The sequence below is a fragment of the Nakamurella sp. GG22 genome (assembly GCF_052976845.2).
In genome coordinates, this window is record NZ_JBRIIO020000012.1 from 92770 (window position 1) to 107989 (window position 15220).

Genomic DNA, 15220 nt, shown 5'->3' on the forward strand with positions numbered 1-15220 from the left:
GCTCCGATCAGCTCCCGGACCGGCTCAGCCGCCCGTGGTGGTGCCGGCCGCCGGAGCGCCCGCAGCAGGGTCCGTCGGTGCGGCCGCCGCCGAGCAGACAACGTTCTGCTGGCCGTTGTAGACGGTGGTGAAATCCTCCCGGCGGATCTCCTTGCCGGTCAGGTCGCGAATGATCCGGGTGTCGACGATGGAGAACCCGTTCGAGCCGCCGGACGCGATGCACTCCGAGCCGGCCGGCTTGACGACGACCTGCGGCGGAGTGGTGTCGAAACGCTCGCCGGTCACCGACTCGACCTCGACGTGCTTGGTTCCCCACAGCCGGACGGTGATGTCCGAGTCGGTGAAGACCGTCTGGATGAGGACGCCCGTCGGGTAGTCGTTGGAGAACGCCAGCTCGATCTCGCCGTCGAACACGGTGGCCTCACGGCCGGGTGGGTAGCGGCTGATGTAGAACGAGTGCGGGGTGTGCGTGACGTCGCCCATCCCGGCGAAGTACGCGGCGTTGTAGAGCGTGGTGGCGAACTGGCTGATGCCGCCGCCGACCGCCTTCGACAGCGCTCCCTCCTGGATCACCGCCGCTTCCACATAGCCCTGCTCGGCCCCGCGGGGGCCGGTGAACTCGTTGAGCCCGAAGGTGGCACCGGGCGCGACCACGGCCCCGTTGACCTTCTCCGCGACCACCCGGATGTTCTCCCCGGACGCCGACGCGAAGCCGCCGGTGGTGAACTCCCCGATGACCTCCTTGATGCCCAGCGACTTAGCCTTCTCGGTGGTGAACGACGGTTGCGCGGTCGCGTAGACCACGGTCGCGTCGCGGTCGTCGCCGCGCAGCGCGGTTCCGATGGCGGCATCGGTGGCCTTCCAGTCGACGGTGCGGCCCGCCGCACTGGGCGTGATCACCGGGGCACCGTTCTGAATCGCGATGACGGCGTCCTTGGGCCCGGCCTGGGTCGCCTCGACGGGCGCGGTGTGCGGCGCGCGCACCTTGGCCACGTCGACCGCGACGGTGAACCCGTCGGAGTCGTCCGGCGCGACCGTGGTCGCTGCCGCAATACCGGCGACGGGCACCGGCACGGTGGCGCCCTCGGCGACCAGCCGGATCGGGGCGGAGAGGATCTTCGTCGCCTCCGCGGCGGCCGCGTCGACCTTCGCGGCGCTGGCCCGAACCGGAGCGTCGTTGACCGGCAGCACGAGGCCGTTCACCGCCGACGGGCCACCTGCCGCCCACGCGGTCGCGACGGCGTCAACCGCCGGCTCGACCTCCAGGGTGCGGCCGGTGACGGGCTCGACCGTCCGGACGGTGGTGCCCTCGATGGCCACCTGGCCCTCGACCGGCGCGATGTCCGTGCTGTCGGCGATGCCCGTGAGGAATGCCGACAACGCAGCGTCGTCGGTCGTCACGGCCAACGGCACGTCGGTGGACATGAAGAACGAGGAGACCCGGGCGATCGGGCTGGCCGACCGCACGCCGACTTCCTGCACAGTGGCAGCGACGTCCGCGGTGAGACCGGCGTCCGCGGGATCGATCGGGGTGGACTCGCCGTGGACGTCGACCGTCACGGGCCTGTTGTAGGCGGGGACCGCCTGCGCCGTCAGGGCGGCCGTTGCCTCGATCGGCGTCATCCCGCCGACCTCGACACCGGCGATCGTGGTGTTGCGCTCGATCTCGCCACTGGTGGACAGGAGGTCGACGAGGTACACGACGGCGAGGACCAGCAGGACGGCGCCGGCGATGATGGCGGCGATCAGTCGAGGTGAACGGCCGGTCGGGCCACCGGCCGGTGCGCTGCCCGCGGGCGGGCCGGGAGGTTGCGCCTCCCCTGCCGGTCGACCACCGAGATCGAGGCCACTGACATCGATGAGTTCGGTGCGTTCGTCGTCGCCGTGTCGATCCGCACCGTGTTCCGCGGTGCGGATGCGCTGGGTCGCCTCGGCGCCCACATCCTCGCTCCGGATCCGATCGGTCGGATGGTCGGCAGCGGCGGGCGGCCCCCCGGCCGGCTCCGCAGCATTGTTGCCCGTCAGATCCTTCACACCTGTCCCTCGCGCTCGACATCCGGCGGACTTCTCCACTCAGGACCATTGTCCTGATCGGGGTCACCGATCCTTGGGACGCACGAGAGGGCCGGACGCTGCTGTGCAGGGCATCATGTCACCCGAACGGACCACCACAAATGCCGGCTGGGCAGCCGAGGGACGGTCAGCGAGCCTGGGCGGGCAGCGGTGAGTGACGGACGCCGCGGATGGTGGAGATGAGAATCCGCCGGCACTCCAGCGGCGTGACGTTCATCAACGAAGCGAGGGCGGCAATGGCGCCGTCGTCCAGCGTCATCGCGGATGACGCCCCGTTGGTGCGGAACTCGAACCACCGTTTGACCGGGGCCAGCCGCGGGTCGTTGGTGGCCATCACCTCGGACACGTCCACCGTGATGGACCCGCTGGTTCCGGCACTCGGGCGCAGCGCGACGCCCTGTTCCGCCGCGCCGAGCAGCGTGCCGAGGTCCTCGCCGAGCGCGCCGGCGATCACCCACAGCACGTCCACCCGCAGGGAACGGTGGCCGGTTTCGTAATTCGCGAGGGCAGCCTTGCTGACAAGGCCGCCGGTCCGCTGGGCCACCTCGGCCTGGGTGAGCTTCTGCCGGCGTCGCGATTCACGCATCACCCGGCACACGGCAGCGGCGAACGCCTGCTGCGACCGTGCGTCGTAAGCCTGCGACACGCTGGTCCCCTTCGTTGGAGGGACGACCGAGAGGCTCTCGGGCCGCCGGGATGCCAATGCCCCGGTCACCGTCCGTGCTCACAGTCACAATTCGAACTCTGCCGTGAGCCGGATGGGCTATACCGGAGCATGATGTACGCACCCCTTCGGTCTTTCTACCACAGGGTAACCGCGATTACACTCGTTCGGCCCATTGGTGTTCGCCGATTGCCCCGAACGTGTCAGGGCGATGGCGGGACCGCGTTGCGAGGACACGCCTGCCCCGATTGCGCGGTCGCAGCGACGCCGCAGCGTCGGCGGTCGGGCGGCAGGACCCAGACACGGCCGCCAGCCCCGCCGTCACCGTGATACGCGCGCGTCAGCGGAACAGCGAGCGGCCGAACCAGTCACCGGGCGCGCTGACGCCGGGCGGGCAGGCCCACAGCCCGCCGCCGATGTGCGCGATGTACTCGTTGAGCAGGTCGGATCGGCCGAGCCGGGTCTGTAGCGCCTTGAACTGTTTCTGCGGGTCCCGCTGGAAGGCGATGAAGAACAGCCCGGCGGCCAGCTTCCCGGTGTCCGGGTCCTGGCCGTCGGTGTAGTTGTAGCCACGCCGGAGCAGGCGCACGCCGCCGTTCTGCTCCGGTGACGCGAGCCGGATGTGCGCGTTCATGTCGACGACAAGCGCGCCCGTGGCGTCGACGGCCGCATAGTCGACCGGGGTGAACTCCTCCCCGCCGGTCAGCGGCGCACCGGTCGCCTTGTGCCGCGCGAAGATCCGCTCCTGATCGGTGAGCGGGTCGGTGTCCCAGCTCTCGATCTCCATCCTGATCTTCCTGGCGACCAGGTAGGAGCCGCCGGCCATCCAATCGGTCGGCGACGCGGCGCCGCCGGAAGGCACCCAGACCTGTTCGTCCAGCGCGGCGGTGTCGTCGGCGTGCATGTTGTTGGTGCCGTCCTTGAAGCCCATCAGGTTGCGGGGGGTCGACTGCCCGGCGCCCGTCGCCGAGGCGCGGCCGAACCCCAGCTGCGACCACTTGAGCACAGCCGTTCCCCTGGCCGCCCGCACCATGTTGCGGATGGCGTGGAAGACCACCTGCGGGTCGTCCGCGCAAGCCTGGATGCAGAGGTCACCGTCGGACAGCGCGGGCTTCATCACCGCATCACCGGGCATCGTCCCGAACGGGGCCAGCTCGGCCGGCATCCGGTCCGCCAACCCGAACCTGTCGTCGAACAGGGACGGACCGAATCCCACGGTGATGGTCAGCGAGTGCGGGCCGAGGTCCATCGACTCGCCGGTGTCGAAGGGCGGCTGCTCAGGCCGGATCGGTGAATCGCTGACCTGCTTGCCTGCGGTCAGCCGCGCGGCCATCGCGGCCCACCGGCCGAGCATCCGCTGCAGCTCCTCGACATCGGTGGTCGTGACGTCGAGCGCGGCGAACATCAGCCGTTCCTGTTGGGCGGTGGTGATGCCGGCCTGCCGGGGGCCGTAGAACGGCACCACGTTCTGCGCCCTGGCCGTGGCCGCGTCGACGGTCGGCGCCGATGCACCGTCAGCAGTGCGAATGCCGTAGCCGGCCGCCACCCCGACGCCGGCGGCGAGCCCGACTCCGGCGGCCGCCGCCCCGCCGAGGAACCGCCGCCGGGACGGTCCCCGGTTCTCTGTGTCCGTGCGTTCCATGGCCGTCAGTTCGTGATCTTCGCGGAGATCGCCGACAGCGGCTCCTGCACGACGAGCAGCGCGTCCGTGAGCTTCTTCTTGTCCTGCGCCGTCAGCTTGTCGTACGGCGTCCAGCCACCGGGCGCGGCGGGGTCGCGGTAGCCGTCGAGCACGGCAGTGAGCGCGTCGAACGCGGCGGAGATCTGCGGCACCAGGGTGGGATCGATCTGGTCGAGCGCCGGCTTCAGCGTCGCGAACGCCTGCAGGGAGCCTTCGACGTTGGCCTCGAAATCGAGCAGGTCGATCCTCGAGTACGCCTCTTCCTCACCGGTGATCTTGGACGCCAGCACCTCGTCCAGCAGGGTGGCCGATCCGTTGGCGATCTCGAAGGCCTGGTACCCACCGGCGGTGCCCGCCGAGGTCGCCGCGGACAGTTTCGCGGCCTCCGTCTGCAGGCTCTGGATGTCGACGACCAACTGGTCACCGAGCTCGGCAAGCCCCGCGGCGCTCTTCTTCTCGAACAGCCCCTGCTCGATGGGGTGGAATCCGGTCCACTCGGTGCCTGTCTCGACGTCACCGGCGCGGAGGTCGATCGCCGGGTCCAACTCGGGGAACGACTCGGCGACCGGTTCGATCCGCTCGTAGAACGGGCGCGCCTTGACGTACGCGGCCTGCGCGGCCGCGAGATCCCCGGCCTCGAGCGCCGCGGCCAGTTCCTTGACCGGCACCAGCAGGAACGCGATCTGGTCGTCGACGTAGGCGGCGTAGTCGGCGGTGGCGGTGTCCAGCAACGCGGTCAGATCGGCCGACTGGGCGGCTGCCTCGCCGGTGACGGTGAACGGCGTCCGCTCGGTGGTCGCCCCTGGGCAGAAGACTTCGTAGCTGCCGCCGTCGAGCCGCGCCGAGAACGTCGAATCGAAGCCGGGTGCGAGGTTCTCCCGCTCGCCGACGATGCGCTGGTCGGCGACCAATTCGACCTCGGTGACGCTCAGCGCATCGACGTTGGTGATCAGGAAGGTGACCTGCCCGGCAGGCACGGTGTCCGGGCTGGCCGCGCACCCACCTGCCTCGGTGACGGTGATGTTCACCTGACCGTCGACCGCCGCGGCCGCCGAATCGCCCCCGGCCGACGCCGCGGGCGCCGCGGAGGACGCGGACGGGCTCGACGCGGCAGGCGCGGCGGAACCACAACCGGCCAGCAGCAGGGCGCCGGCCGTCAGCAAAACGGCTGGCCGGGCGCGGCGGAGCGGTGTGGTCATGGGTATCTCCAGAGATGCGATGAGGGACGGATGGCGTGCACCGACCGCGATGCGCTCGCGGGGGCGGGCGGCCGGTCGGCGTGACGGCGGAACGGCGGCTCAGCCCGATGGCGGCCTTGACAGTGCGAGGGACTGGTCGACCCGGTCGACCTGCGGCGGATCCGACGGTGCCCGGGACGCTGCCCCGGGTGCGGCCGAGACCGGTTGACGCCGAGGGAGTTTCGGCAGACCGAACGCCAGCAGCACGATCGCGAACAGCACCAGCAGGGCCGGGATCACCTGCCCCACGACCTGATGGCGGGCGCGGTCGGCATCGAAGGCGGCGAGCCGCTGGGCACCGGCGGCCAAGGCGGCGTCGGTGGCATCCACCCGCTCGTCCAGGACGACTCCCGCCTGCACGACGCCGCGACCGGGCACGGTGACCAGCAGCGTCCGCACCAACCGGGAGTCGATGGCGGTGACGATCCCGGTGGCACCGTCGACCCGGACCGTCGGGGTGACGGCGTCGCGGTAGGCGACGTCGAAGCTGTCTCCCGCGCCGGTCGAACGGACCCCGACGGGCAACCGGCCGCCGTTCTGGGCCGCGAGTTCGGTCGCCGTCAGGGATGCCGGGAGGCCGGTCGCGGCGGCGTCGACTTCGGACGTCACGGCTGGCCCGGTGAGGACGACGGTGTCCGACTGGACGGTTCCGGTGAGCGTTTGGGGAGCGCCGGCCGGAAAGCTCGTCAGCTCGAGTGTTGCGGTCCTCGCGTCGGAGCCGACCGTCACCAGGGCGGTTCCGCCGCCGGCCGCGGCCGAAGCCCGCAGCTCGAACGGTCCCTGCCGGGCGGTGTCAACACCTGGAGCCGAGGGCGCGAGCAGCGCCAGCAGGCCCGCGGCGGCCAGCGCGGCGGCCGCGGTGCCGACCAGCAGCCGCCCGAGAGCCGCGCGGGACGGCGTTCGCTTGGCCGGCCACAGGACGACGAGCAGCATCGGCACCGCATAGAGGACGTACGCGACCACCTCGACCACCGGCAGGCTCGACCGGATGCCGAGCATCCCGGTCAGCAGCGATTCCTGGACGGATCCGGGCCGGGCCACGGCGGACAGGTCGAGCATCGTCTGCTGTCCGAGGGTCAGCCAGCCGGCCTCGTAGGCCGCGCGCAGGGTGCTCATCACCAGCCCGGCAGCCACCAGGACCAGCACCACACCGGTGATCCGGAAGAACCTGGACAGATTGAGCTGTACGCCGCCCCGGTAGACCAGATACCCGAGGCCGACGGCGACCGCCACGCCGAGCACGACGCCCAGCACCGCCTGCGCCGGCGAGATGGCGGATTGGAAGGCAGCCAGCAGGAAGACGGCCGTCTCGAATCCCTCCCGGATGACAGCCAGGAATGCCATCACGACCAGCGCGCCCGCCGAGCCGCTGGCCAGCGCGCTGCCGGTCGCTGCCTGCAGGTCCTTGTGCAGCCCGCGGGAATGCGCCCGCATCCAGAGCACCATGTAGCTGACCATCACCACGGCGACGGCCGCGACGACGCACTCGAGCATCTCCTGCTCGCGTTGCGGCAGCCCGGCGCTGAACAGCTGCAACGAGATTCCGACCGCCAGGCACACCGCGACCGCGACCGCGACGCCGGCCCACACCTTGCGCAGCGCGTCGGCCCGATTGCTCTGCTTCAGGAAGGCCGCGATGATCCCGATGATCAGCGCGGCCTCGAGTCCCTCGCGCAGCCCGATGACGAACGTCGCGAGCATGCTGCCTCCTGGGACGGTTCCGCATCGGTGCGCGACGGTTGGTGACGCCGATTCAGGTAAGGCTAGCCTCACCTCGCTGTCGGGACACTACCCCTGTACGGCACCTCAGCGACACTGTGATCCCGACCTCAGCAACGGACATCCGGGACGCGGTCCGTACCCTGTTCGGATGACCATCCGACCCATCGTGATCTGCGGAGAGCCGGTCCTGCACCGCCCGACCCGTCCCGTCACCGAGTTCTCCACCCCCGAACTCGACATGTTGATCGAAGACCTCCTCGAGACCAACGAGGCTGCCTACGGTGCCGGACTGGCGGCGAATCAGATCGGCGACGACCGGCGGGTGTTCGTCTACGACTGCCCGGACCACGGCACCCGGCGGAAGGGCTACGTCGTCAACCCGGTCATCGAGACCTCCCAGGTCCCCACGAACATGCCCGACCCGGACGACGACTCGGAGGGCTGCCTCTCCGTACCCGGGGAGAGCTTTCCAACCGGCCGGGCCGACTGGGCGAAGGTCAGAGGCGTCGACCGGGCGGGTGAGCCGATCGTGGTGGAGGGCACCGGGTTCTTCGCGAGATGCCTTCAGCACGAGGTCGATCACCTGGATGGCTACCTGTATCTGGACCGGTTGATCGGCAAGAACGCGCGCGCCGCCCGCAAGGCCGTCAAGGCGAACGGCTGGGGCGTCCCGGGCCTGACCTGGCAGCCGGGCAAGGATCCGGACCCGTTCGGACACTGAGCGCCGGACGCCCGACCGGGACGTCCGGCGGACAGCCGGACATGCCGACAGGTACTCACCGGAGGTGACAAGGTTGTCACGCTGGGCTGGTCGGGGTGTTGTGAGCTGCCGATAAGGTGAGCCCTGTGTCGACCGCCAACCCACAGTCCCGCACCATCGCCGCCGCATCACCGACTTCTGCGCTCCCGCTGACGATCGGATGCTCGGCGTGAGCACTGGGACCGACACCGAAGCAGTCGAGACCGAGTCGATCGAGACCGACCCGATCGACACCGATGCTTCCGATACCGATGCGGCCGACGGTCGCACCAACGGCAGCTCCAGCGGGGACGGCGCACAGGCAGCGGGCGAGTCGGAAGCGATCGAGGACGGCGCGCTCAGCGGCCAGGTGCAGATGGTGGTCGTGGCGAACCGGTTGCCGTTCGACATGGAGAAGATGCCGGACGGCAGCACGAAGGCCCGGCAGGCGCCCGGCGGCCTGGTGACGGCACTCGCGCCGATCCTGTCCCGCCGGCACGGAGCCTGGATCGGCTGGCCGGGCACCGCCGACGTGACCCTCGAGCCGACCACCACCGACGGCCTGAGCCTGCATCCGGTGACGCTGTCGGCACAGGAGGTCGACGACTACTACGAGGGCTTCTCCAACGAGACCCTGTGGCCGCTGTATCACGACGCGGTCGTCGAGTCCCAGTTCCACCGCGAGTGGTGGGAGGCCTATCAGAAGGTGAACGCCCGGTTCGCGGAGGAGGCGGCCGAGCTGGCCGCCCCGGGCGCGACGGTCTGGGTGCACGACTACCAGCTGCAGCTGGTTCCGCAGTTCCTGCGCCGTCTCCGGCCGGACGTCCGGATCGGCTTCTTCCTGCACATCCCGTTCCCGCCGGTCGAGCTGTTCATGCGGCTCCCGTGGCGGACCCAGATCGTGAACGGCCTGCTCGGCGCGGACCTGATCGGCTTCCAACTGCCGGGCGGGGCGCGGAACTTCGCCCGGCTGGCCAAATCCCTGACCGGGGCAATCACCACCGGCGGCACGATCGAGCACGACGGCCGGACCATCAAGGCCGGCGCCTACCCGATCTCCATCGACTCGGCGGAGCAGTCGGCGCTCGCCGCAACCCCGCGCATCCACAACGCCGCCAAGAAGCTGCGGGACGATCTCGGTCACCCGAGCAAGATCATCCTGGGCGTCGACCGGCTCGACTACACCAAGGGCATCGACGTCCGGCTGCGCGCCTTCGGTGAGTTGCTGGCCGAGGGCGACCCGGCGGTCGAGAACGCCGTGATGGTGCAGATCGCCACCCCGAGCCGGGAGCGGCTGGGGTCGTACAAGCGGATGCGGGAGGCCATCGAGCAGCAGGTCGGCTCGCTGAACGGCGACTACGGCAAGATCGGCCACCCCGCCGTGCACTACCTGCACCAGTCCCTCCCGCGTGAGGAGCTGGCCGCGTTCTACGTGGCCGCCGACGTCATGACGGTGACACCGCTGCGGGACGGGATGAACCTGGTCGCCAAGGAGTACGTCGCCTGCAGGGTGGACGGCGGCGGCGTGCTGCTGCTCTCCGAGTTCACCGGCGCGGCCAAGGAACTGCGGGCGGGCCTGCTGGTCAACCCGTACGACACGGACGGCGTGAAGAACGGCCTCCGGTCCGCGTTGACCATGCCGACGGTCGAGGCACGGCGGCGCATGCGCTCCCTCCGCCGGCAGGTGCTCACGCACGACGTCGACCGCTGGGCGGCGGCGTTCCTGTCCGCGCTGGAACAGACGAGAGACCATGTCGCCGACGCGATGTCGCGGCTGCCCGGCGATGTCACCGCGGCCATCGCCGAGGTCAGCGAGACCGGCCGGCTGCTCGTCGCCACCGATTTCGACGGCTGTCTGGCACCGATCGTCGACGACCCCGCGGCGGCCCGCCCGCTGCCCGAATCCATGGAGGCGCTCCGCACGCTGACCGTGACACCGGGGACCATCGTCGCCGTCGTCTCGGGCCGTGCGCTCGCCGATCTGGAGAACCTGCTGGGCCCGGTCGAGCGGGTCCACCTGGTCGGTTCGCACGGCGCGGAGACCTCCGCGGAGGACCGCGACGAGGCCGCGGCGCTCACCCCGGAGGACGCCAAGCGGCTCAGCCGGCTGCGCCTTGAGCTCCAGCAGATCACCGCGGAGTACCGCGGTGTCCGTCTCGAACCCAAACCCACCGGCATCGCGGTGCACCTGCGTGGAATGGACCCTGCCGAGGCCGCCGCCGTCACCACGCAGATCGAGGAGAACCCGGCGAGCTGGCCGGGTGTCCACCTGTTGCGCGGGAAGATGGTGCTCGAGCTGACGGTCGTCACGACCAACAAGGGCCGCGCGCTGAAAGCCCTGATGAAGGCCAACCACGCCACGGCGACGGTCTACATCGGTGACGACATCACCGACGAGAACGCCTTCGGGGTGCTGGAGAAGGGCGACGTCGGAATCAAGGTCGGAGCCGGCCGCACCGCCGCCGACGTCCGCATCACCGACCCGAGCCGCGTCGCCGACGTGCTGCACGTGCTGGCCGACAACCGCCGCCGCGCCCAGAAGCGACGGTCGCAGCACGCCGCCGGCACGTCGGGGCCCGTCGCGAAGGCGCAGACCGCCCGGAGCTGAGCGGGCTCGTTCTCCAGGGCATGTGTTTTGACCGCCCGGCTGAGGGAACTGTCAACGCTGTGGGGAGCACCCTCGGGTTCGACTCGTCGTCGGGGGCGGGTCGGAACGGTTGCTCCCCGCTAGCGTTCTTGAGCAGGCTTGCGGACCATTCCTAGGTTCGCGAGCGCGCCGACTGCCGCTCGAGCAGGGAAATCCTGCCCCAGCGGCCGCGAAAACCCTGCTGACGCGTCACTGGACGAGCCCGGCGCCTGCACCGGCGTCCGCCTGCGGGGCGAGGCACAACCGCTAGCGACGGTAACGGGCCACGTACCCTCGATGACGTGACTGTCGTCCTCCCCCCGACCATCAGCCTCGGCAACAGCTTCGCCCGCGAACTCCCGGAGCTGTCGCTGCCCTGGCAGGCCGCCGAGGTCGCCGAACCGCGGTTGCTCGTGCTGAACGAGCCGCTGGCGACCAACCTCGGACTCGATCCCGGCTGGCTGCGGACCGACGATGGCGTGCGGCTGCTCGTCGGGAACCTGCTGCCCGGTGACGCGACCCCGGTGGCGCAGGCGTACGCCGGACACCAGTTCGGTGGCTACTCCCCCCGGCTCGGTGACGGTCGTGCGCTGCTGCTCGGCGAGATCACCGGCACCGACGGCCGACTCCACGATCTTCACCTGAAAGGCTCTGGTCGCACCCCGTTCTCGCGGGGCGGGGACGGGCTGGCGGTGGTCGGGCCGATGCTCCGCGAGTACATCATCAGCGAGGCGATGCACGCCCTCGGTATCCCGACGACCCGGTCGCTGGCCGTGGTGGCCACCGGGCGTGACGTTCACCGCGAGACCGTCCAGCCGGGGGCCGTGCTGGCCAGGGTGGCGAGCAGTCATCTTCGGGTGGGCAGCTTCCAGTACGCCGCCGCCACCGGCGATGTCGCCCTGCTCCGCCGGCTGACCGACCATGCGATCGCCCGCCACTACCCCGCCGCCGCGGAGTCCGAACTGCCTGCGCTGGCCCTGTTCGACGCGGTCGTCGCGGCGCAGGCGTCGCTGGTCGCGCAGTGGATGCTGGTGGGCTTCATCCACGGCGTGATGAACACCGACAACATGACGATCTCCGGCGAGACCATCGACTACGGGCCCTGTGCCTTCATGGAGACCTTCGACCCTGCAACGGTGTACAGCTCGATCGACACCGGTGGGCGGTACGCCTACGGCAACCAGCCGGTCGCCGCGGAGTGGAATCTCGCCAGGCTGGCGGAGGCACTGCTGCCGCTGATCGACGACGACCAGCAGCGGGCGGTGGAGCTTGCGGCCGAGTCGCTGGGCGCGTTCGGGCGGCAGTACTCCGACGCCTGGTCCGCAGGTATGCGGTCCAAGCTCGGGCTGCCGGACGGTCTCGACGACGAGGTCGGGTCGGCCATCGTCCGGGACCTGATCACGCTGCTGCAGAGCAATCCCGTCGACTACACCTCCCTGTTCCGGCATCTCGCGACGGCCGCGCGGGGTGACGCGGAGCCCGCCCGCGGCTTGTTCCTGGACCTCGCGGCCTTCGACGGGTGGCTGGAGCGCTGGCGAGCCCTCGCACCGGACGCGCAGGCGATGGATCGGGTCAACCCCGTCTACATCCCGCGCAATCACCTGGTCGAGGAGGCGCTCGGAGCGGCCACCGACGGCGACCTCGAACCGCTCGGGCGGCTGCTGGAGGCCATCGGCTCCCCGTACGACGCGCGGCCGGGGCTCGACCGCTACGCCGAGGGCGCGCCGGTGGACTTCGGCGCCTACCAGACCTTCTGCGGGACCTGACTTCTGGCGGTTTCCGCGGCGCCGTCAGGCGAACGCCGGCATGACCTCGTCGTGCAGCAGCCGGAGTTGCTCGTCGACGGTCGCCACGCCGGGGATCGACCGCCCGGTGAACGCCTTCACCAGCGACGCGTCCGTGATGGCCGCGATGAGGTGGTTGACGCCGGCCGGCTCGATCTCCTTGATCTTGGCCGTCACCTCCTCCGGCGTGCCGGCGAACGAGAGCTTCTCGGCGATCTCCGGCGTCGTGAGCTCGATGCCCTTGGCGAGATCTCCGCCGCCGATGGCGTCGATGATCGGCTTCAGGCTCTCCGGGTCCACGTCGTTGCGCTCGAGCTGCTCGGCCGGCATCGATGACGCATAGATGCCGACCATGCTCCGGGCCGCGTCCTTCGCGGCCGCCGAATCACGGCCGACAGACAGCACCACCCAGGCACCGAAATCCAGCGTGCGCCAATCCTTTCCGGCCTTCTCGGCCCCGATCCGGAGGTGCTCGGCGGCATAGTCGTACGCCTCGCGGGTGTAGCTGAGCGCGTGGTGGCAGCCGTCGGAGAATTCGGCGGAGGCCTCGAACGACCGGGGCCCGCGCATGGCGCCCATCTTCACCGGCACCCGCTCCTGCACCGGCCGGGCGAACGTGAAGAGCCCGTTGTACTGGAAGAACTCGCCGTCGAAGGTGATCGCACCGTCATCCAGCAGCGTGCGGATGACGTGCACGCCCTCGATCACCCTGGACAGCGGCTTTGTCTTCGCCCAGTCGATGCCGTACTGGCTCAGCAGCCCGAAGTTCCCGCTGGAGAGCACCACCTCGGCCCGCCCGCCGGTCAGTTCATCCAGCGTCGCCGCTGCCTGCGCGATGAGCGTCGGCTCCCGCAGGACGACGGCGGAAACGCTGGGGCCGAAACGGATCTGGCTGGTCTGCTGGGCCGCGGCGGCGAACAGCAGCCACAGGTCCTTGTGCCACGTCTCGTCCGCCGCGTAACAGGCGTAGAAGCCCAGTTCGTCCGCCAGCCGGATCGCCTGCAGCGATTCCTCCAGCGGGTAATCGGGGAGCATGACGTAGCTGAACTTCATCGGATCTCCTCACGAGGGGTTCGGGCGGCGTCGGCCCTGAGCCGGCGGAGTTGCTCCGCCACCTCGATGGCGTCGCCCTGCGGGACATCTCTGGAATGACGATCGGGGCGGGCGATGAACAGGTAGAGCAGTCCGGTGACACCGACGATGCAGACACCGATCGCCACGATCCACCGGTCGAGGAAGGTGTCGGCCTCCGCCGGTCGCAGCAACAGGAAGATGGCGAAGATGCCGTAGCCGAGCGCCAGGATGTTGACCAGCAGGCCCCAGCTGCCGAGGTTCCACAAGCCGGCCGGTCGCCAGCCGCGGAGCCGCTGACGCAGCGCCGCCAGCACCACGGCCTGGAAGGCGATGTAGATACCGAGCACGGCGAAGGCCGTGACCCTGGCCAGGGTGTCCGGGCGCCAGAACACGAACAGGGCGATCAGCAGCGGGACGACGCAGACGACGGTGAGCGCGTTGGTCGGCACGGCATGCTTGTCGGAAACCCTTGCCAGCCAGGGACTTGCGGGCAGCATCCGGTCCCGTGCGAAGGCGTACAGCAGCCGGCTCCCGGCGGCCTGCAGGGACAGCACGCAGGAGATGAAGGCCACCACGGTGACCACGAGGAAGATCTTCGATCCGGCTGTGCCGAGGGTTGCCTGCAGGATGGACGGGATGGGGTCGGTCTCCTCGCCGTCGACGATTGCCTGCAGGTCCGGCGCGGCGAGCACGTAGCCGGCATAGGACAGGAATCCCGAGACGCCGCCGACGACGATCGTCAGGATCATTGCGACCGGGATGCGCCGGGTGGGGTCGTTGACCTCCTCGGCGACATCGCCGCACGCCTCGAACCCGTAGAAGAGGAACAGGCCACTGAGCGCCGCCGCCAGGAACGTCACCAGATAGGCCTGCTCGCCGCCCGCCCCCAGGCTGTCGAAGAACACCGAGAAGGGTTGCTGCCGCTGGAAGATCACCAGGTACAGCCCGAGCGCGACGACGCCGATCAGCTCGGCGGCGAGCCCGATCCGGGCGATGCGGGCGAGCATCCGGGTGCCGCTGTAGTTGATGGCCAGCGCGACCAGCAGCAATCCGAAGACGATGAGCAGGGTGATCGCCGGGGTCGCCGCGATGCCCAGCAGTGCGGCGACGAAGCCGCTGCCGAATTCGGCGACGGCGGTGATCGTCACGACGATCGCCCAGATGTAGACCCACGAGACGATCCACGCGAACTTGCGATTCCACAACCGCCGGGTCCACGGGTAGATCCCGCCGGCGAGCGGGTATTGCGAGACGACCTCGCCGAACACGAGCGCCACCAGCAATTGCCCGGCGCCGACGATGACCAGCCACCAGATCGACGGTGGTCCGCCAACCGAGAGGCTGTACGCGAACAGCGAATAGACGCCGACCAGGGGCGAAAGGTAGGTGAACCCCAGCGCCATGTTCGACCACAAGCCCATGCTGCGATGGAATTCCTCGGTGTACCCCAGGGCGGCGAGTTGCGCCTCGTCGGCAGGGGCGCCGTTCGGTGATGGTGATGGGCTCACCGGGTCTCCTCAGCGGGCGGTGCAGCGGTTGTCAGTGCAGCGGTTGTCCGTGCGGCAGCGTTCGGCATCGGGACGTCGCCGACCCTGTCTCGCGAATGGAAGAAAACCTAT

General features: G+C 70.0%; 10 protein-coding genes. 3 read left to right on the forward strand and 7 right to left on the reverse strand.

What is annotated here, in order from left to right; genetic code table 11:
* Positions 1-24: 24 nt before the first annotated feature.
* The 5 genes from ACVBEQ_RS13800 to efeU form a co-directional block, all read right to left on the reverse strand.
* Entirely contained in the window at positions 25-2034 is a 2010-nt protein-coding gene (locus ACVBEQ_RS13800; RefSeq protein WP_447153877.1) for a VanW family protein, read from the reverse strand.
* Between the two features lie 166 nt (positions 2035-2200).
* Positions 2201-2719 carry a helix-turn-helix domain-containing protein gene (locus ACVBEQ_RS13805; protein WP_447153878.1) on the reverse strand — a complete coding sequence of 173 codons (519 nt, stop codon included), beginning with the start codon at positions 2717-2719 and terminating at the stop codon, positions 2201-2203.
* Between the two features lie 358 nt (positions 2720-3077).
* Positions 3078-4379, reverse strand: coding sequence for an iron uptake transporter deferrochelatase/peroxidase subunit (efeB, locus tag ACVBEQ_RS13810; RefSeq protein ID WP_447153879.1), 1302 nt, complete (start codon positions 4377-4379; stop codon positions 3078-3080).
* 5 nt (positions 4380-4384) lie between these two features.
* Positions 4385-5617, reverse strand: coding sequence for an iron uptake system protein EfeO (gene efeO, locus ACVBEQ_RS13815; protein ID WP_447153880.1), 1233 nt, complete (start codon positions 5615-5617; stop codon positions 4385-4387).
* 99 nt (positions 5618-5716) lie between these two features.
* Positions 5717-7357 carry an iron uptake transporter permease EfeU gene (gene efeU / locus ACVBEQ_RS13820; protein ID WP_447153881.1) on the reverse strand — a complete coding sequence of 547 codons (1641 nt, stop codon included), beginning with the start codon at positions 7355-7357 and terminating at the stop codon, positions 5717-5719.
* Positions 7358-7526: 169 nt separating this feature from the next.
* On the opposite strand from efeU, the gene ACVBEQ_RS13825 reads away from it, so the two are divergent.
* From ACVBEQ_RS13825 to ACVBEQ_RS13835, 3 genes are all read left to right on the forward strand, one after another.
* Complete coding sequence (locus tag ACVBEQ_RS13825) at positions 7527-8099, forward strand: peptide deformylase (RefSeq protein ID WP_447153882.1); 573 nt, start codon at positions 7527-7529, stop codon at positions 8097-8099.
* A gap of 394 nt (positions 8100-8493) precedes the next feature.
* Complete coding sequence (locus tag ACVBEQ_RS13830) at positions 8494-10725, forward strand: bifunctional alpha,alpha-trehalose-phosphate synthase (UDP-forming)/trehalose-phosphatase (RefSeq protein WP_447153946.1); 2232 nt, start codon at positions 8494-8496, stop codon at positions 10723-10725.
* Between the two features lie 320 nt (positions 10726-11045).
* Positions 11046-12509 carry a protein adenylyltransferase SelO gene (locus tag ACVBEQ_RS13835; RefSeq protein ID WP_447153883.1) on the forward strand — a complete coding sequence of 488 codons (1464 nt, stop codon included), beginning with the start codon at positions 11046-11048 and terminating at the stop codon, positions 12507-12509.
* 24 nt (positions 12510-12533) lie between these two features.
* Here the strand turns inward: ACVBEQ_RS13835 and ACVBEQ_RS13840 are convergent, their stop codons facing one another.
* Together ACVBEQ_RS13840 and ACVBEQ_RS13845 are read right to left on the reverse strand one after the other, a co-directional pair.
* The gene (locus ACVBEQ_RS13840) at positions 12534-13580 is read right to left on the reverse strand and encodes an LLM class flavin-dependent oxidoreductase (protein WP_447153884.1); all 1047 of its coding nucleotides are present in this window, start codon (positions 13578-13580) and stop codon (positions 12534-12536) included.
* Positions 13577-15109, reverse strand: coding sequence for an APC family permease (locus ACVBEQ_RS13845; RefSeq protein WP_447153885.1), 1533 nt, complete (start codon positions 15107-15109; stop codon positions 13577-13579). Before ACVBEQ_RS13845 ends, ACVBEQ_RS13840 begins: the two co-directional genes overlap by 4 nt.
* Between the last annotated feature and the right edge of the window lie 111 nt (positions 15110-15220).